A 17938-nucleotide genomic window follows, 5' to 3' on the forward strand; every position below is an offset into this window, starting at 1 on the left:
AAAATTAAAAAACCAATTCGAGAAAAATGGGGAACACACCTCAGGGACTCCTATTGGGTAAATTTGGCGAAATGCACTTAGCGCAATAATGCCAACAGAACAACTCTGGGAGAAACCTTATGCGTACTCTTATCTCAATCCTCGTTGCCAATGCCTTGTTTATGTCAGGCCAATCTTTTGCTACACCTAATGATGTGCAACAGGAAAATCAAAAAATTACCGAGTTAAAACATAAACTTGCCGATATTACCGAGCAATTGGATGATCTCAATAATCGCGTCGACAAAACCGAGCGGCACACATCGTTAGACCGCCTTGAAATTACAGGTGATTTCCGCACTAAAGCTCATTCACTACATTACCGCGATGTTGTCTGGAACCCTGCCATCAAAGTCAATTTCAACGACTTTGGTGCCAAAGCCATGTCCGGCGCTTTCGGTATGCCCAACGATCTCAACTCCCCACTAGGGAAAATGATGCAAGCTAATCCAGACCTTGCTGCAGCCTTCCAAAATGGCATGTTACAAGGTGTTATGCCCTATGTGCTCGCGCCCAAAAGTGTACAGGATATAGATAACGATATTTTTTACACCACTCGCCTGCGGTTAAATCTGAAAGCTAAGGTATGGGATAACGTCAGTTTTGCTGGCCGCCTCAGTATGTATAAAAACTGGGGTGATTCTACCGGAGTTCAAGTATTTGATTCTTGGCGGTCTTTCACTATGGATGGTACCAGTAGCGGCAATACCAGTGGTGACTGGCTGCGGGTTGAACGCGCCTATTTCGATTGGAAAAACATTAATGGATCAGAGTTTTATCTTTCCATAGGTCGTCGCCCTTCCACCTATGGTCCACCCAGTCACTACCGCGAGAATGAAATGCGTGGCGGCACACCTTCAGGACATTTAGTCAACTTCAACTTCGATGGCGCCACGTTAGGCTACAACCTAGGCGAAATCACAGGTATCGAAGGCCAAGTCGTCCGTTTCTGTTACGGCCAAGGCTTTGAATCACAATGGGGAAATGGCGAAATGTTTGGTGATATTGTCACCAAGGATACTCACCTTGGTGGCTTTAATATCGATGCGATCAACGATGGCACCAACTTCCTCCAGTTCACCCTGTTTGGCGCCAAAGATGTTAATGACGGCTTTAAAGGCACCATGGCCTTCCCTACCCAGCTTGCAGGCATTTTCGCCCCCACCATGTATCAAGATATGCAAAAGTTCGACAACTTTAACTTTGTTACCCGAGTACAACCCAGCGGGGTTATCGGCGACATGTATCTAGGAGGAATTGGTTTTGCGCGCGAAGAAGCAAACGATATCAAATGGTTTGCATCATTCGGCTGGACTCGCGCCGAGCCTAACGGTAACGCAGGCATGTTTGGCGGCATGTTATCCGATGCCATATTTGAAGCCGAGCTAAACAGCACTGGTACTGAGATTATTATGGTGCCAAAAACCAGTGACGATACCGAAGCCAAAGACGGTTATGGTATTTATGTCGGCGTACAAATTCCTGCTCCCTACGGCAAATTGGGTCTGGAATATAACTATGGCTCCGAATATTGGACGCCTTTTACCCAGGCACAGGATGACCCTATTGGTAGTAAGTTAGCTACCCGAGGACATGTAGCAGAAGCCTATTACATCTTTGATATTAACCCCAAAATGTTTATCAAACTTGCTGGCCTTTATTACGACTACGAGTACACAGGCAGCGGTACACCTGTGGGTGCTCCACAAAAAATCGACGATGTACTAGCTGGCTCTGCTTATTCCATGTTGCCAGTGGTTGATACCGCGTTTGATGTCAACGCCTCACTCACCATCAACTTCTAATCCGTCATTGATAACAACGATCAGCCCTCGGTTACATCGAGGGTGGGAGTACAAAATGAATAAGCTCATCCTCATTGCCTTAGCGGGCATGACATTAAATGCCTACGCCGCTAATCCCCATAAAGAGGCACTTAAAGGCCCGTTTACCACAGGCTCACAGGTGACCACACAATGTTTAGTCTGCCATGAAAATCAAGCGACTGACGTGATGAAAACCTCCCATTGGACTTGGGAGTTAGAACAAAAACTTCCCGATAGGACAGTCGTAAGAGGTAAGAAAAACAGCATTAATAACTTCTGCGTTGCCATTTCCAGCAATGAACCCCGCTGTACCAGTTGTCACGCGGGTTATGGTTGGAAAGACAGTAACTTTGACTTTAAAGATAAAACCAAAGTCGACTGCCTAGTTTGTCACGACACTACAGGAACTTATGTTAAAGATCCCGCTGGCGCAGGTGAACCTATGGCAAAGCTCGATCTGACTAAAATAGCTCAAAACGTTGGCGAACCTGTACGGGATAACTGCGGTAGTTGCCACTTCTATGGTGGCGGTGGTGACGCGGTAAAACATGGGGACTTAGACTCATCCATGTCTTATCCAGACAAAGCGACGGATGTGCATATGGATAGCGACGGTAATGACTTTCAATGTCAGAACTGCCACACCACTGAGAAACACATGATCTCAGGTAATGCTATGGGGGTTTCACCCGGTGGTGTCGACCATATTGGCTGTGAAAACTGCCACGAATCAGCGCCGCACGCGAACAAAAAACTCAATACTCATACAGCGGCAGTTGCCTGTCAAACCTGTCATATTCCGTATTTTGCTAAAAACGAACCGACAAAAATGCGCTGGGACTGGTCAACAGCTGGAGATGATAAAAAAGAAACACTCGACCAATACGGTAAGCATACCTACCAAAAGAAAAAAGGAGATTTTGTTTGGGAAAAAATGGTCAAACCCCAATACGCTTGGTACAACGGCACAGCCAATGCTTATATGGCAGGTGATAAAATGGATCCAAGTACAGTCACTAAATTGACCTATCCCATTGGCGATATAAATGATGTCAAAGCAAAAATCTATCCTTTCAAGGTGCACACGGGTAAACAAATTTACGATAAAAAACTCAATATTTTTATCACACCGAAAACCTATGGCAAAGGGGGATTCTGGAGCGAGTTTGATTGGAACTTAGCGGCAAAACTAGGAATGGAAGCGAACACGACTATGCTTGAGAAAGGTATCAAATACAGTGGGGAATATGACTTTGCAGCCACTGAAATGTGGTGGCGGATAAACCATATGGTGTCACCAAAGGAGCAAGCATTAAATTGTAACGACTGCCATAACAAAGGCACAAGACTCGATTGGCAAGCCCTAGGTTATCAAGGTGACCCGATGAAAAGTAAACAAGGGCCAAAACACAAACAGCCTTGATTGAATCGTTCACTGATTTGAGCATCACAGATATCTTACTTTTAGTAAGGCATCGAAGTGAACACAACTGATGAACCAAATCGAGTTCCCAGTAATACCCTTTGAGATCTTAGTGTTCACTAAGATCTCTCTTTTTATTATCTTGTTACTCTCACTCAAAAAGACAATTAGACTCAGCCATTCTTCGATCTTGCCCCAGTTTGTCTCATTGAGTGACTCAATACGGTAGTTTGACTCTGTTTACCCCCCAAATCATCTGATTTTTATGGCATTTATTTTGCGTAGTCATAGCGTGTTCAATTACGGCAATCAGTATGACCTCGGGCAAAATTTCCCAAACAGTATCCAATCCTTCATTCAACCGTTTACTCGGTGAAACCAGTGGCGCTTTTGCCGACTTAGGCACTTTTTTACCTTTAGTGCTAGGGCTAATTGCCCTCAATCAATTTTCGCCCCAAGGGATATTTTTGGGGTTTGGTCTATTCGCTATTCTCAGCGCGCTGTTTTACCGTCGCCCGATTCCGGTACAACCGATGAAAGTCATCGCTGCACTGGTGATCGCTCAGGGCTTAACCCCAGGCATGTTGCAGGCAAGCGCCATGTTAATGGGCATTATCCTGTTAATTCTCGCCTTTAGCGGCGCCATCACTTGGTTAGCCAAACAGTTATCCCAAGCTGTGAGTGTTGGCATTCAACTCGCCATAGGTCTGCAACTGATGTGGATGGGCACTAAGATGATGAGTGAATTTTGGCTGGTTGGCGTGGGGGCATTTGTACTGTTATTTATCAGTAAATTTTTGCCGCTGCGTTACCTTGCCATGCCCTTAGTCATAGCAGCGGGGATGATTTGGCAAGCAAGTACACAAACTAGTTTAGCCACTAACTTTGATATTCAAGCAATGACAGCGCCATTTCAATTAGCGTGGCCGACATCAGTTGAATGGACCTCTGCCGCCCTTTTGTTGGTTTTGCCACAACTGGCTCTCACCTTAACCAATGCAGTGATTGCTACATCAGTAATGGCGCAGGAGAAATTCCCTGAAGATGCCGCCAAACTCACACCCAAAAACTTCGCCATTAGCTCAGGTCTTGCCAACTTATTGCTCGCGCCCTTTGGTGCCTCGGCCATGTGCCACGGTGCGGGCGGACTTGCGGTGCAATACCATTTTGGTGCTCGCACTTATCTGGCGCCGTTAATTTTTGGCAGTACGTGCTTAATGATAGCCCTGTGCTGGGGTACTAATATCGCTTGGCTATTAAGCCTTATTCCTATGGCAATCCTCGGCAGTTTACTGACCACTGCGGGGCTGCAATTAGCATGGTCGAAACGCTTAATCGATGGTAAGCCCTTCTGTATCTTTGTGATTTTATCAACCGCTGTGACTTGCCTCGCCATCAACGCCGCTGCGGGACTTGCCGTGGGGATAATTCTGGAGCAAGGTCGCCGCACTTGGGCCATGTTGGCCATGCGTTAATCACTTCCGACTCGCTGTAATAAGGGGTCCCAAAAACAAAAAGCGCGTTATACAACGCGCTTTTTGTTAACCATTCAAACCTCTTCTAACAAAGCTACAGCAGGCTAAAATGTTCTTGCAGGATTGGTCGGTGTGTCCTTTTGCGCCAGCGCCCATTTAGCAATGGCATCTTTACGCATAAAGCCTACGTTAGTGTGACCTTTAGCGTACTGAATAAACTTATCTAAAGCGGTTACAAGTCCAGGAGCACCACCAATACGGTCGTGCACACTGATCGACATCATCCGTCGCTGCGTCGAACCTTCTTGATAGAGCATATCGAACTCATCCTTTAGTTCCTGCAAAAAGGCTGCAGCCGTCATGGCAGTGTTGCCACCAAAACGTCCGATATCATTGTTACGTAAAGTGTAAGGCACAACCGCAAAAGGCTTATTTCCTACTGGGATAATTGAAGGTTCGTCCCGCGATAGGTCATCGATGTGATAAATAAAACCTAAGTCCTGCAAAATATTGAGGGTTTGAGTACTATGGCGCATCCAAAAGGCATTAAAACCTAAGGGGCGCTGACCTGTGATCCTTTGCAGCGTCTCAATACTCGCCACATAGGAGGCGCGTTCCTCTGCTGGCGACATGCTGTACTGTGGCGTCCACGTTTGTCCGTGGCCCGAAATCTCATGCCCCTCATCTGCAACTTGTTTGGCAAGTTGAGGATGTAGCTCAGCGGCGCGCCCAACCATGTGAGAAGTCACCTTGATATTGTGCTTACGCCACAAGCGCAGCAGCCTTGGAATGCCTTCGTTCATACCGTAGTCGTACCAAGTCGGGGTGATGGTATCTGGATAGCCCTTTTCCATCGGCGGAAACGGCCCTTCGGCATTTTTATCTTGAGCACCTGCTTCAAACTGCATTGAGATTGAAATCACTAACTGCTCACCACTTGGCCAAAATATTTTGTTCATACCACTGCCACCTGAACTTTTGGAGTCATTTTCTAAGGTATCTAATGATGGTAAACCAATAGCAAGCACCGTTTGGCTTAGGCCGAACCCAGCAGCGATGGCGCCACCTGCCATTAAAAATCGTCGACGTTGATTCATGATTGAGTCCCTGCTGCTAATTGAGAAAATAGCGTTTGATAATCTTCGAGGTGCCAGTTATCTGTGATGAAACCATCCCGTACTCGATACATGTCAACAGCACGAAAATCGATTTTCTGCCCTTGGCCTTTTTGCTCACCAAAGACACCAGTGAAGCGGCCATTAAAACGCAGACGCACCACTGCACGATCGCCAACGACTAGCAAATGCTCAACTGAAACAGAGAGATCGGGGACCGCTGCCCTAAATGCCTTTGAGGCTTCGAGTGGACCCGTGATTCCCTGTGCGCGGCCAGCGGGCAGAGTACGGTCGATAAAACCAGTCGCCAATGCGCCGTGGGCAAAACTTGCATCGCCCGTGTGCCAAAAACTGGCATATAACAAAGCGGCGCGGGCGATAGCTTGTGCCTGCGGTGATTGATCAGAAATCGTTTCCATTGCCGCTACTTTTGGCACTAACGCCGCTCGCACTTTAGCACTATCCTGTGTTGTTGCCCCTTGAGCGGCTAACGCATCCATGCTCAGACTTGCTAAGCTAAAACCCACAATAGCGATACCTATAAAGCCTGAAAACCATAGACTTAAACTGAGCCAAGCGGGTAAGCGTTGAACATACAAAGTGTTAACCCGATCCATTATGCCACCTCATCGTCAGCGGATCGGATAACGGCTCTCAATGCTTCGTTGTGTGTAGGATAATCGGTATAACCCGCCGCACTACCGCCAAACAAGGGCCCTTTGTCGAATGCAGATAAAGGCAATTGATGCATTAAACGGTAAGGCAAATCAGGATTTGCAATAAAAGGTCGACCGAAAGCAACTAAGTCCGCATAACCGTTATCAATCACTTCATTGGCACGCGCCACATCATAGCGACCCGCAACAATAATGCTGCCCTTAAAGACTTTACGCAGCTCGACTCTAAAGGACTCTGGCACCTGCGGCGCATCATCCCAATCAGCCTCTGAAAGATGTAAATATGCCACGCCCAATGCCGATAAATGCTTAGCCGCTAACAGAATAGTGTCTACAATTTCAGGACACGCCATATCTTTAAACGTCACGTAAGGGGCGAGGCGAACCCCGACTTTATTGGCACCAATTTTCGCACTCACGGCTTGGACAATTTCGAGTAAAAAACGAATGCGATTTTCCTGAGTACCGCCGTAGGCATCAGTTCTGTGGTTTGAATTGGTGCGTAAAAACTGGTCAATTAGATAACCATTGCCACCGTGAATTTCGATGCCATCAAAACCCGCCGCAACCGCATTCACTCCCGCCTGTGCAAAATCGGCCACAACGCGGTCGATATCCGCTTGCACCATAGCCTTAGGTTCTGGGCAATCCACCATTTGCCCTTCAGGATGCGCTTCATCCACAATCCATACTTTAGTGCCAACGGGCGCAATAGCTGATGGCGCAATCGGGGCATTACCCTGCTGAAAAATCGGGTGCGATACACGGCCAACATGCCAAATTTGATTGAAGATTTTACCACCAGCCTGATGCACTGCCGCGGTGACTTTTTTCCAGCCCTCAATTTGCTCCGCGGTATACACGCCCGGCGTAAATGAATAGCCTTGACTGTCATCGGAGATTTGTGTCGCTTCTGTGATGATTAACCCCGCCGAGGCGCGCTGGGCATAATATTGCGCCATCAGATCATTAGGAATATTGCCTGGCTGCGTAGTACGCGCCCGAGTCATAGGGGCCATCACAATGCGATTGTTTAATGCCAGTGACGCTAATTTGTAAGACATGAATAGACTCATACACACTCCGAACCAGAAATTAAGATGAAACATCAGTGGTGCAATTGTGCATTAGTTAATCTATATTGATAATCAGGCTATTATTAAAATCATTTTCAAAAATAATTTGATATGTATCATTTAAACGATCTGCAATTAGCGCTGCGTATCGCAGCCTTAGAAAGTCTCTCGGCAGCCAGTAAAGAAATAGGCATGACGCCGGCAGCGGCAAGTGCCGCGCTGCAAAGATTAGAGAAAAAGCTAGGATGTCAGCTATTTGCTCGCTCGACGCGGCGCTTACAGCTCACAGAAGAAGGGCGGATTTTTCTCGATTCGGCGAAACCTGCACTGGCGATTCTCGAAACCGCCAGCGCCAATTTAGCCGAACACAGGGGTGAGCTTAAGGGCGAAGTACGCCTCGCCTTACCTTCGGATATTGGTCGCAGCCAGATCCGTGCTTGGCTCGATGAATTAATGGACAGCGCCCCAGAACTGACAGTGCAGCTGTATTTTGGCGATCATATGACAGACTTAATCGACCAAAATATCCATTTGGCTTTGCGCTATGGCCAACTTGACGACTCAAACCTTAAAAGGCGTCAGCTCGCCATGACCCCAAGGGTACTGGTCGCCTCACCCGCTTATCTGGCACAACACGGCACACCAAGCACGCTAAATGAACTGAGCCAACACGCAGTACTGATCTTAAATCGCGGCGGTGAGCCGTGGCAAAAATGGAAGTTAAGTCATAACGGCGCGCCCGTTGAAATCGAAGTCAGGGGCCAACGTTTCTGTAACGATGGCGCAGTGATCCGCGACTGGGCACTCTCAGGTCGTGGAATTGCCTATAAGAGTTGGCTCGATGTGGCGCAAGATGTGACCGAAGGCAGACTCCACTTAGTGCTAGCCGATAAAATAGCCCCGCCGATCCCACTGCAATTGGTATACCTACAAACCGATTATCCCAGCCATAAGATCCGTCGCACCATAGAGTTTTTAGTAGAAAAGCTCAGCCAGTTCTCCCAAAACTATCCACTGCCCTAATGGTAATTTATTCCTTGGGAAGCACGACTGTCACCACACAGCCCTGTTGCCAAGGCAGTAAAGCTTGCGTGGATTGCTGACAGTTTTCGATTTGAATGCTGCCGTGATGACGGGTGACCACATCCTTACAGATGGCTAAACCTAGGCCTAATCCCGCATCTTTGGTTGAGGCAAAAGATGCCATCAACTCACTCGCCTGCCCCTGTAGCCCTTCGCCATTATCAATAACCAACACTTTGATTTCATTTGGATGATAATAGATATCGATCCATAATTGACGCACACGATTATCGCCGCAGGTTTCTAACGCATCTAAGCTATTTTTTACTAAATTGACCCACATTTGACTTAAACCAACGCTATCGCCCATCAGTTCAAAGGGCTCACCCTGCACTCGCACATTCACTTGCACATTCGCTCGGTCTAGCTCGCGCCGCAACAGAGCTAAAGCTTCTTTCACCACTGGCACTATATCTAAAGGTTCGGTCTTGGCCTGACGCCGCTTGAGTAAACCGCGAATACGATGCACAACCGCTCCGGCGCGAATCGACTGCGCATTAATTTTACCGAGTACATCATAGAGTTCCGGATTATCTTGCCCAAGCCTTTCCAGTTGTAGCATGGCGCCTTCGCTGTATTGGGTAATGGCGGCTATGGGTTGATTGAGTTCATGGGCAAGTCCGGCACCTATTTCCCCAAGAATCGCCGCACTTTGCAGTCGCTCAAGCTGCAGTGCCTTGTCCTTTAATTGACGCTCAGTGCTAACTAAAAACTCACTTTTCTGGCGAAACTTATATTCAAGCCACAGGTGATAAATGGTGGAAATAATGAAAATTAACAGCAGTGCGCCACCCCATTCTTTATTTTTTGCCATCCATTTGTATACGGTTTGATAAAGTGGTGGTGATGCTCCCTGTAGTTGTAATTCTTTAAATAACTCAATCACTTTTAACTGGCTCACGGGCGCAGTCCAGCCCAAAGTATCGGCGGTAATGGCTGCAATATGATCGGCGGGTAAATCGAATAAGGCGCGGGTAATCGCCATCGTCAGCTTAGGAGAAACCGTATCCGCCGCAGCGAATGACCAGTTTGGGTATAACTGAGTGCTCACCTCGCAATCATATCCTGCAGGCGTTGCAGGATGGATAACCCGATAATCGCCCTGATTAACAAGACCCGTTGCGATCATTTCCTCTAAGGTACAAAAAGGCGCTATTGCGGCGTCGGCACTGCCATCTCTGACTTGATAGATAAGCGGTTCTAACGGGAACCCGAGGAAGCGCACTTGCCCAAAAAACTGTTCGGGTAAAAAACCCATTTTATGCAGTAACCCCATGGCCGCTTGATATCCCCCCAAAGCCTGCGGATCACTGGCGACCACATTGCGCCCGCGCAAATCCTGCAAGGTACGGATAGGGCTGTCGGCGCGGACAATAATGGTCGCGCCTATGGTAAAAGTGCTGCCTTGATGCTTGCGGCTTTTCATTGTCGCGAGCCAAGACAGCGGGAAGTTATTGCTTAGATGCAGATATTGCCCAGGATTAGTGACGATAAACTGCAAATCATGCTCAAGTAACTGGCTACGCATGCCATTAAAATCCACTGGCACGACTTCAAAATGACTATTAGGCACTTGCTCACTGAGGTAATCCATCATAGGTTGCCAACGCTGCTTGGCCTGTAACACACCATGATTTGCCAGCACTCCGACTCTAAAATGGTTCACTTCTGTCGCTTCGTTGGCATAGGACGGATTAAGCCCAATGATACTCAGCAAGAATCCCATCAATATCGCTTTACACCAAGAGTCAATCGTCATCGCCTCTATTACCCACTCTTATATGCCATTGTCATGGAACGACTTTAGCTCGCAGATAAAAATCAAGCTGTGAAATGTCGCCAAACTCTGATTTATGCCCAGAGGGAATTGGCTAATTTAGTGATGTATCTCCCAAGACCTAGGCTTAAAATTGAGCCCACTCCGCACCCAGCTTAAGCTGATAGCATGCTTACCGCCCTTCAAGGAACACCATGTCGATAAAATTGCCACTCTATCTAGTCGATGACGATGAAGCGATTCTGGATTCACTGGGCTTTATGCTCGGACAATTTGGCTATCAAGTGCAAACCTTCAACAGCGGCCGCGACTTCCTTGAGCACTGTGCATTATCACAGGCGGGCTGCGTGATTTTAGATAGCCGAATGCCGGAAATCACCGGCCAAGAAGTGCAGCAAAAATTACTGGAAACCCACAGCCCGCTAGGCGTGATATTTCTCACTGGCCACGGTGATTTACCTATGGCGTTAAGCGCCTTTCGTAAGGGGGCCTGCGATTTTTTTCAAAAACCAGTATCGGGTAAAGCATTAGTACAAGCGATTGAAAAGGCACTGCGTGAAAGCCAAGCGGCCTTCGAGCAGCAAAGTCTGCAGCATAAGTTTGACCAACTGACAGAGCGCGAACAGCAAGTGTTAGCCCATGTGATCCAAGGCATGACTAACAAGCAAATATCGGAGGCGATGTTTTTATCCCTGCGCACGATTGAAGTACACCGCGCCAAAATCATGAAGAAACTCGAAGTGAACAATATGGCGGAGCTAGTGCAACACTTAGGCAATCTGAATTCTGTCTTATAAGTCAATCACCCGTGGTCACTAAACAATCGTTAAGCCTTCTCGCCACGCATAAGGATTTAACCGTTAAACCCTTTTTACCCCGACCATTCAAGATACCGTAACTACACAGTTTTCATCCAACCTGCGACAAGCTGTCGCAGTTTGCGCATTTGGCTTTGTGAAATGTCGTATCAGCCCGCACAATCAAGCCATAGGTTCCTTCCTTTGTGCCCCGCAGGCGCTCAAGAAATCCACTGCTTTTTGAACCTCCACCCGAGGGTAACTATACCCTCGGGGATTTTTTTGCTTCCATCCGCGAATGCCTTCCTCCAAAATAACAACTAAAGTAGAAATAGAACGATCCAGTTCAAGTTCCGTCTGCAAAGCAGTTATATACTTTCCAACCGCCTCAAATAATATGAATCATGGAAGAGCGAATGTTCAAACCTTTAATATTACTCAGCTTTAGCACCTTAGTCTTAACCTGTATGAGTGGCTGCGTTGGGCCACTTAATTCAAAATGTGATACAAATTCCCCCTACAGCAAACAAGAATGCAATGCAGCCGATGCCGCAGTTTATGTTGCGGCGGCCATATTGGAAGGCCCAGATAAAGGTCAAACGTGTAACGATATGTCGGGCAAAGCAAAACAAGACTGCCTAGCTCAACAACAAGCACTGAAAGAATCATTAGAGAAACACGCTCGAAAATAGCATTAAGGAAGATGAATGAAAGCCTCCGTTTTTATTGCCGCGACCCTCGACGGTTATATCGCAACGCCCGATGGGGATATCGACTTTTTAAATCAGCACCCCAGTACTAATCCCGATGAAGACTTTGGTTATAATGCCTTTATCGACACTATCGATGCGATTGTAATGGGACGAAAAAGCTTTGAAAAAGTCCTCTCCTTCGATTGCGATTGGCCCTATGTAAATATCCCAGTGTTTGTATTAAGTCGCAGCGGTGTAACAGTACCGTCGGCGTTAAGTGAGCACGTGCAAGTGCTAAATGGCGATGCAGCAAGCATTAGCGAGCAACTCAAAACCCGTGGCTTTAAGCATCTCTATATCGATGGCGGCCAAACAATCCAAGGCTTTTTAGCGGCAGGGCTAATTCAGGAACTCACGCTCACTCGCATCCCCACTTTACTGGGTAAAGGTATTCCACTCTTTGGCGACTTAGCTCAAGCGATTCAATTAATGCCCATCCACACACAGCAATACGACAATGGCTATGTACAAACCCGCTACCGCGTCATAGACAAAAGCACTCTATAAGTCGTTGAGATAGGCGATGACATATATGCCGAAGGTGAACCCTGCCATTTTGCGGCTTGCCATCTTACTGTAGAGCCATGTAACAACAATGTTAAACAACTAAATATTATCAATGACTTACTGATTGCAAATCAAAGTTCCGTTAGAATATTGTCCTCTAACAGATAGGTGAGCAATATGAGTCGTTTGCAGTCATCGAAGGGCTTTACATTAATTGAGCTGGTTGTGGTCATTATCATCCTTGGGATCTTGGCCGTCGTCGCAGCACCACGGTTTTTAAACCTAGGCCAAGATGCCCACGATGCCAGAGCCAAAACCACATTTGCGGCCTTTGCCTCTGGTGTTAAGCTTTATCACAGTTGCTGGCTTGCGGGCGGTCACTCAGGTTATACCCAAGATCTCGCCTGTTATGGTGACGGAAAACTCGACTCGACCACCACAGGATTTCCACTGGGAATAGAGACTGCAACCGCTGATGCCGGTGCTAAATTGCAGGGCGATTATTGTGGTCAGTTATGGCAAGGTCTTTTGGCTAATAATGAATTTGTCATTGCCGATCAATACTCTTGGCGCACAGTTCCCAATGTCGACATTGTTTACTGGTATGGTGCCGTCGACATTACCGATCCCAATGCTTACTGCATTTTCAACTATGTCTCTGACGATCGCAGCTTCGGCAGTGAAAACTGGGATCTTAAATACTATCCCTTCGATGGCCGCACTATTGTAGGTCGATCCACCCTTTCCCAATAAGCCCTTATTTTTATTGCTAAAGGAGCGCGAAAGATCGCAAACTCCTTTGGCATTTGCCGCGATTACTTGAATTATTGTCATCCATCCCCATATATATCCCATCATCCACCGCAACTTTTGCTGCGGGCCAGAAGAGGATTCATTGTGACCACTATCGTATCAGTACGCCGTAATAATCAAGTTGTCATCGCCGGCGATGGCCAAGTCTCCCTAGGCAATACCGTCATGAAAGGTAACGCCAAAAAAGTGCGTCGCTTATATCACAACAAGGTACTGGCAGGTTTTGCAGGCGGCACCGCCGATGCTTTCACCCTATTCGAGCGTTTCGAAGCCAAACTTGAAATGCACCAAGGCCACTTATTGCGCTCAGCCGTTGAGCTAGCCAAAGATTGGCGTACCGACCGTATGCTGCGTAAACTCGAAGCCCTGTTAGTCGTGGCCGATGCGGAAACTTCGCTGATCATCACAGGTAATGGTGATGTCGTTCAGCCAGAACACGACTTAGTTGCCATTGGTTCAGGCGGCAACTATGCCCAAGCGGCGGCCCTTGCACTATTGCAAAATACTGAGCTGTCAGCCTTAGAAATCGCCGAAAAATCCCTGACTATTGCTGCGGATATCTGCGTATTCACCAATCAATTCAAAACGATTGAAGAACTCAATTACTAAACAGCCCGTGAGGAATATTATGTCTGAAATGACCCCCCGTGAGATTGTCCACGAGCTGGATGCACACATTATTGGCCAACAAAAGGCCAAACGTTCTGTTGCTGTCGCCCTGCGCAACCGCTGGCGCCGGATGCAACTTGACGCGGATTTCCGTCAAGAAGTCACCCCAAAAAATATTCTGATGATTGGCCCAACAGGCGTTGGTAAAACTGAAATTGCCCGCCGTTTAGCCAAGCTGGCGAACGCGCCTTTTATCAAGGTCGAAGCGACTAAATACACAGAAGTGGGTTATGTCGGTAAAGAAGTCGAGCAAATCATCCGCGACTTGACCGATATCGCCATCAAGCTGACCCGTGAACAGCAAATGGGCAAGTGTCGCCAACGCGCCGAAGAAAATGCCGAAGAGCGTATTCTCGATGCCCTGTTGCCTAAGCCGAAAAACGACTGGGAAAGCACTGAAACCGATTCCAACTCAAATACCCGTCAAGTCTTCCGCAAAAAACTACGCGAAGGCCAATTAGACGATAAAGAAATCGATATCGATGTGGCCCAACCGCAAATTGGTGTTGAAATCATGTCGCCTCCAGGCATGGAAGAAATGACCAACCAGCTGCAAAGTCTGTTTAAAAACATGGGCCAAGCACCAGCAAAACGTCGCAAGATGAAGATCAAAGAAGCCTTTAAGCTATTGATCGAAGAAGAAGCGGCAAAACTGGTCAATCAAGAAGATTTAAAAGAACAAGCCATTGAAATGGTTGAGCAACACGGCATAGTGTTCCTCGACGAAATCGACAAAATCTGTAAGCGCGGCGAAACCTCAGGCCCAGACGTTTCCCGTGAAGGCGTACAACGTGACTTACTACCCCTGATCGAAGGCTGCACTGTCACCACAAAACACGGCATGGTAAAAACCGACCACATACTGTTTATCGCCTCTGGTGCATTCCAGATGTCTAAACCATCGGATTTAATTCCTGAATTACAGGGTCGTTTACCGATCCGTGTCGAGCTAGATGCATTATCAGCCAATGATTTTAAACGCATTCTAACCGAGCCACACGCCTCGCTCACCGAGCAATATATCGCGCTGATGGGCACAGAAGGCGTGAAAGTTGAATTCAGCGAATCGGGTATCGACAGCATTGCGAAAGCCGCATGGCAAGTGAACGAGCGCACCGAAAACATCGGCGCCCGTCGTTTACACACTGTGATGGAAAGGCTGATGGAAGATATCTCCTACGAGGCATCGGAAAAATCGGGCTCCGCCTTTGTTATCGACGCCGACTATGTCAGCGCCCACTTAGACAACTTAGTCCAAGACGAAGATCTCAGCCGCTTTATCCTCTAGTACTAAACCGTTCACCGCCAAGCTCAAACGACTTGGCGGTAAACGACTCAAATGCAAAAGTGTGACTTAAACGAAAAAGCCTGACCAAGGCTCTCGCTTACCCTTTGTATCCTTGGCCGCGAGTGGTTACATTAGTCGGGTGTTATTTTAATGAGTCGTTATCCTATCCTTAGCATTTTCTTGGTAGCCAACCTATGACCACAGCAACGCCCAATGTCACCGATCTTAAACTGAAACGTAAATCGCGCATTCTAGAAATCAGTTTCGATAATGGTGAGCAATATCAGCTCAGCTGCGAGATGCTCAGAGTCTACTCGCCCTCGGCCGAAGTGCATGGTCACGGTAATCCAAAGCTGGTCACCCACAAGAAAAACGTCAACATCAGCGCCATTGAACCCGTCGGTAATTACGCAGTGAAAATCGTCTTCGATGACGGCCACGACACAGGTCTATTCTCGTGGAAAGTGCTCTACGATCTCGCCACCCACCAAGTGGATCTATGGGAAAAATACCTCGCCCGCCTACGCGCAGAAAAAGCCTCACGCGAACCGCTGATTGCGATGAATATAAAGTATAACTAGTACGTTAGGTACATAGACGCTTAATTGTGAGATGTAAACTCTAGAAACAGAGAATTTAACAATGGGTAGCTTGTGAAGCTGTGACTTCTCTTACTGACTTGAGTATCAAAGGAAAGACCATGTCGGAAAAAATCCCCTGCCAAGAATGTAACACCTTAATCCTTCCGAGTACCGCCGAGAAAAATGAGGGTTTATGCATGCCCTGCAAAAATGGCATACGTGCAAATCTCGAGCGTGCGAAGGAATACTACCAACAAGAGCGTGAACTAGATAAAACCTGTCCCTTTCGAGCCTTTTGGCGAGATCTTGTTTTAAGGGTACATAACAAAGATCAAGGTTTTTATACGCTTAGACCAGAGGAACAAAACTACTATGCGGTAAACTGCTTATCTGGCGAGGTCTATAATGGTGGATTTATTCAGTATTTCGACAACTCTTCAGGTGAGCATTACGCCTTCGCTGAACGTGGACTTATCCAAATGGGAGCAAGCCACTCGTTAAACTTATTGCACCAAGCAAAACAGGCCGTGTTTGGCGAAAAGCCAGTACCAATCGACAGAGATCGTCGTTTAGCCACCACCGATAACCAAGACCTGTACAGCGTACTCGATAAGCTCGATGACGAGTTTTATAAAGATCTAGATGATCTCGATGCCAAGCTTAAAAGCTACGCCCTTGATTACGGACTGGTAAATAACACTTAACTGGCGATTGTCGGTAATCACTTAAAGATAAAGGCTATCCTTGGCAGAAATAAGCATAATTGAGCCTATCTTGCTGACCCCATACCGCAGTCCAGCCATTCACATCACTCATGTAAGCGAAATAAATGGACTGCGTTTTAAGACAAACATCTTGAAATGGCGCTTTATTTTCATTAATAAAATGCGCCGACCTAACCAACACATCGGTACAAACGTCTTCATCCTCCACTAACCAAATAAAATCATCACGCCATTCATCCAACGCTATCGCCGCCTCTGGGGAATAGAGTCTCAACTTATCTTGCGCGAGTTCCATTTGCTCGGGAGTCACAGAACATGAAACCGCCAACTTATCGAATACACCTGAGCCGCCAGCCCAAAAAGACAAATCAAATTCCAACCTATCCTCTAGCGGCGTAAAACCCAATAAATTTTCGATAATCATCAAACTTTTAGCTAAATCGGCATCAGGTCTTTGATAACGCTTTTCAATCCCATCATATTCCCGCATACAAACTAAGCTCCTGCTGCGTTAAGTGACGCATTAAAATTGAGTAACATACTATAAAATAATAACTTTTTGATCAATGCACCCAACGATTAAGACTATTACGCCAGTGACTCGCCAACTTTGATTTAAAAATGAGTTATCCCTAAGCGCTTGATGGCGCCATTTGCAGCATAAGGAAGCGCGAACACTGCGATCACATGGTCAAGGATAATGGAATGAAAATTATCAGGCCTACCATTTTAAATCAGCAACTTCATCAAGTAAGGCCAGTGATTTAAACCGTCCCTCCTAAAAGCGGCCTGTACAGTTATCTTCTTGATTTGCTTGTCTTGCTATTAGCTCATTCAAACATCGCACTCTTTTGAAAACTTAGGCATGAAATATCGCATAATCGGCTGCGGTAAATTGCAATTGAATGCTTTAATCGGTTGACCTCATGCGCCTCAACTAACTCTCCTTAAACGGATTTTTGTGTTAATTCATCGCCTTTAAACAACTTATGCCACTGCTCCAGCACTTCTCAGTCAGTCCAACGATTGGCACTGTCGATATCGACCCGCAGCACCACATGTAGATGATTCGACATCACCGCAAAGGCTGCAACATCGATAGCAAAAACGGCTTCAAGTTCAAACAGTAGTGACTCAACCCAACTACAGCGATGGCCATAATTTTTCCCAGAATAGGCATCATCGCCACATAAAAAAGCACGCCGCACAACGCAGCTATAGCAATGGTAACAGGGAGTGTCTTCAAGGCTTATCTGAGTTCTGAGAGGACGCGGCATATAAACCTCCTTGTTTAATGCTTATAGTCGGAGGTTAA

Annotated in this window: 17 protein-coding genes and 1 pseudogene; 12 read left to right on the forward strand and 6 right to left on the reverse strand. The window is 46.9% G+C overall.

Annotated elements, in window-relative coordinates; translation table 11 throughout:
* The first annotated feature begins 119 nt into the window (after positions 1-119).
* The 3 genes from L5L98_RS17375 to L5L98_RS17385 all read left to right on the forward strand — a co-directional run bounded on the left by L5L98_RS17375 (position 120) and on the right by L5L98_RS17385 (position 4763).
* The gene (locus tag L5L98_RS17375) at positions 120-1844 is read left to right on the forward strand and encodes a DUF3373 domain-containing protein (protein ID WP_263142573.1); all 1725 of its coding nucleotides are present in this window, start codon (positions 120-122) and stop codon (positions 1842-1844) included.
* Between the two features lie 55 nt (positions 1845-1899).
* Positions 1900-3288, forward strand: coding sequence for a tetrathionate reductase family octaheme c-type cytochrome (locus L5L98_RS17380; RefSeq protein WP_263142575.1), 1389 nt, complete (start codon positions 1900-1902; stop codon positions 3286-3288).
* Positions 3289-3602: 314 nt separating this feature from the next.
* Entirely contained in the window at positions 3603-4763 is a 1161-nt protein-coding gene (locus tag L5L98_RS17385) for a putative sulfate/molybdate transporter (protein ID WP_106649267.1), read from the forward strand.
* Positions 4764-4867: 104 nt separating this feature from the next.
* Here the strand turns inward: L5L98_RS17385 and L5L98_RS17390 are convergent, their stop codons facing one another.
* From L5L98_RS17390 to L5L98_RS17400, 3 genes are read right to left on the reverse strand one after another with little or no spacing between them, the layout of a single operon-like run.
* Positions 4868-5860, reverse strand: coding sequence for a polysaccharide deacetylase family protein (locus L5L98_RS17390; RefSeq protein WP_263142578.1), 993 nt, complete (start codon positions 5858-5860; stop codon positions 4868-4870).
* The gene (locus L5L98_RS17395; RefSeq protein ID WP_198573044.1) at positions 5857-6495 is read right to left on the reverse strand and encodes an ester cyclase; all 639 of its coding nucleotides are present in this window, start codon (positions 6493-6495) and stop codon (positions 5857-5859) included. The genes L5L98_RS17390 and L5L98_RS17395 overlap by 4 nt, the downstream gene beginning before the upstream one ends.
* Positions 6495-7631: an alkene reductase gene (locus tag L5L98_RS17400; RefSeq protein WP_263142580.1), complete on the reverse strand. Its 1137-nt coding sequence runs from the start codon at positions 7629-7631 to the stop codon at positions 6495-6497. Before L5L98_RS17400 ends, L5L98_RS17395 begins: the two co-directional genes overlap by 1 nt.
* Positions 7632-7742: 111 nt before the next feature.
* On the opposite strand from L5L98_RS17400, the gene L5L98_RS17405 reads away from it, so the two are divergent.
* Positions 7743-8654 (forward strand): LysR family transcriptional regulator, encoded by a 912-nt coding sequence (locus L5L98_RS17405; RefSeq protein WP_071938732.1) that lies wholly within the window; start codon positions 7743-7745, stop codon positions 8652-8654.
* Between the two features lie 7 nt (positions 8655-8661).
* On the opposite strand, the gene L5L98_RS17410 is transcribed toward L5L98_RS17405, so the two are convergent.
* The gene (locus L5L98_RS17410; RefSeq protein ID WP_219255852.1) at positions 8662-10473 is read right to left on the reverse strand and encodes a PhnD/SsuA/transferrin family substrate-binding protein; all 1812 of its coding nucleotides are present in this window, start codon (positions 10471-10473) and stop codon (positions 8662-8664) included.
* A gap of 212 nt (positions 10474-10685) precedes the next feature.
* Here L5L98_RS17410 and L5L98_RS17415 point away from each other — a divergent pair, with 212 nt between their 5' ends.
* The 8 genes from L5L98_RS17415 (at position 10686) to L5L98_RS17450 (ending at position 16602) form a co-directional block, all read left to right on the forward strand.
* A complete protein-coding gene (locus tag L5L98_RS17415) occupies positions 10686-11288 on the forward strand; it encodes a response regulator transcription factor (RefSeq protein ID WP_131523470.1) in 603 nt (200 codons plus the stop codon).
* Between the two features lie 416 nt (positions 11289-11704).
* Positions 11705-11980, forward strand: a complete 276-nt coding sequence (locus L5L98_RS17420) for a hypothetical protein (RefSeq protein WP_173247249.1) — start codon at positions 11705-11707, stop codon at positions 11978-11980.
* A 15-nt stretch (positions 11981-11995) separates the two neighbouring features.
* On the forward strand, positions 11996-12547 hold the full coding sequence (locus L5L98_RS17425) for a dihydrofolate reductase family protein (protein WP_263142583.1): 552 nt from the start codon (positions 11996-11998) through the stop codon (positions 12545-12547).
* A 177-nt stretch (positions 12548-12724) separates the two neighbouring features.
* Positions 12725-13300 (forward strand): type II secretion system protein, encoded by a 576-nt coding sequence (locus tag L5L98_RS17430; RefSeq protein ID WP_263142584.1) that lies wholly within the window; start codon positions 12725-12727, stop codon positions 13298-13300.
* 144 nt (positions 13301-13444) lie between these two features.
* A complete protein-coding gene (hslV, locus tag L5L98_RS17435; RefSeq protein WP_006083300.1) occupies positions 13445-13969 on the forward strand; it encodes an ATP-dependent protease subunit HslV in 525 nt (174 codons plus the stop codon).
* A 19-nt stretch (positions 13970-13988) separates the two neighbouring features.
* Positions 13989-15317: an HslU--HslV peptidase ATPase subunit gene (gene hslU, locus L5L98_RS17440; RefSeq protein ID WP_105251238.1), complete on the forward strand. Its 1329-nt coding sequence runs from the start codon at positions 13989-13991 to the stop codon at positions 15315-15317.
* Positions 15318-15511: 194 nt separating this feature from the next.
* Positions 15512-15898, forward strand: coding sequence for a gamma-butyrobetaine hydroxylase-like domain-containing protein (locus L5L98_RS17445; protein ID WP_063883307.1), 387 nt, complete (start codon positions 15512-15514; stop codon positions 15896-15898).
* 119 nt (positions 15899-16017) lie between these two features.
* Positions 16018-16602, forward strand: coding sequence for a DMP19 family protein (locus L5L98_RS17450; protein WP_263142586.1), 585 nt, complete (start codon positions 16018-16020; stop codon positions 16600-16602).
* A 34-nt stretch (positions 16603-16636) separates the two neighbouring features.
* Here the strand turns inward: L5L98_RS17450 and L5L98_RS17455 are convergent, their stop codons facing one another.
* Positions 16637-17113: a hypothetical protein gene (locus L5L98_RS17455; protein ID WP_263142587.1), complete on the reverse strand. Its 477-nt coding sequence runs from the start codon at positions 17111-17113 to the stop codon at positions 16637-16639.
* Positions 17114-17404: 291 nt separating this feature from the next.
* Positions 17405-17900 (reverse strand): annotated as a pseudogene (locus L5L98_RS17460) (transposase); the annotation flags it as partial.
* Between the last annotated feature and the right edge of the window lie 38 nt (positions 17901-17938).

The sequence above is a fragment of the Shewanella sp. SM23 genome (assembly GCF_025654295.1).
GTDB classification, from domain to species: domain Bacteria; phylum Pseudomonadota; class Gammaproteobacteria; order Enterobacterales; family Shewanellaceae; genus Shewanella; species Shewanella oncorhynchi.

Excerpts from the sequence above, each read along its gene's own strand:
- L5L98_RS17375 (WP_263142573.1), top strand. The coding sequence starts at position 120 with ATGCGTACTCTTATCTCAATCCTCGTTGCCAATGCCTTGTTTATGTCA.
- L5L98_RS17380 (WP_263142575.1), top strand. The coding sequence starts at position 1,900 with ATGAATAAGCTCATCCTCATTGCCTTAGCGGGCATGACATTAAATGCC.
- L5L98_RS17385 (WP_106649267.1), top strand. The coding sequence starts at position 3,603 with ATGACCTCGGGCAAAATTTCCCAAACAGTATCCAATCCTTCATTCAAC.
- L5L98_RS17390 (WP_263142578.1), bottom strand. The coding sequence starts at position 5,860 with ATGAATCAACGTCGACGATTTTTAATGGCAGGTGGCGCCATCGCTGCT.
- L5L98_RS17395 (WP_198573044.1), bottom strand. The coding sequence starts at position 6,495 with ATGGATCGGGTTAACACTTTGTATGTTCAACGCTTACCCGCTTGGCTC.
- L5L98_RS17400 (WP_263142580.1), bottom strand. The coding sequence starts at position 7,631 with ATGAGTCTATTCATGTCTTACAAATTAGCGTCACTGGCATTAAACAAT.
- L5L98_RS17405 (WP_071938732.1), top strand. The coding sequence starts at position 7,743 with ATGTATCATTTAAACGATCTGCAATTAGCGCTGCGTATCGCAGCCTTA.
- L5L98_RS17410 (WP_219255852.1), bottom strand. The coding sequence starts at position 10,473 with ATGACGATTGACTCTTGGTGTAAAGCGATATTGATGGGATTCTTGCTG.
- L5L98_RS17415 (WP_131523470.1), top strand. The coding sequence starts at position 10,686 with ATGTCGATAAAATTGCCACTCTATCTAGTCGATGACGATGAAGCGATT.
- L5L98_RS17420 (WP_173247249.1), top strand. The coding sequence starts at position 11,705 with ATGTTCAAACCTTTAATATTACTCAGCTTTAGCACCTTAGTCTTAACC.
- L5L98_RS17425 (WP_263142583.1), top strand. The coding sequence starts at position 11,996 with ATGAAAGCCTCCGTTTTTATTGCCGCGACCCTCGACGGTTATATCGCA.
- L5L98_RS17430 (WP_263142584.1), top strand. The coding sequence starts at position 12,725 with ATGAGTCGTTTGCAGTCATCGAAGGGCTTTACATTAATTGAGCTGGTT.
- hslU (WP_105251238.1), top strand. The coding sequence starts at position 13,989 with ATGTCTGAAATGACCCCCCGTGAGATTGTCCACGAGCTGGATGCACAC.
- L5L98_RS17445 (WP_063883307.1), top strand. The coding sequence starts at position 15,512 with ATGACCACAGCAACGCCCAATGTCACCGATCTTAAACTGAAACGTAAA.
- L5L98_RS17450 (WP_263142586.1), top strand. The coding sequence starts at position 16,018 with ATGTCGGAAAAAATCCCCTGCCAAGAATGTAACACCTTAATCCTTCCG.
- L5L98_RS17455 (WP_263142587.1), bottom strand. The coding sequence starts at position 17,113 with ATGCGGGAATATGATGGGATTGAAAAGCGTTATCAAAGACCTGATGCC.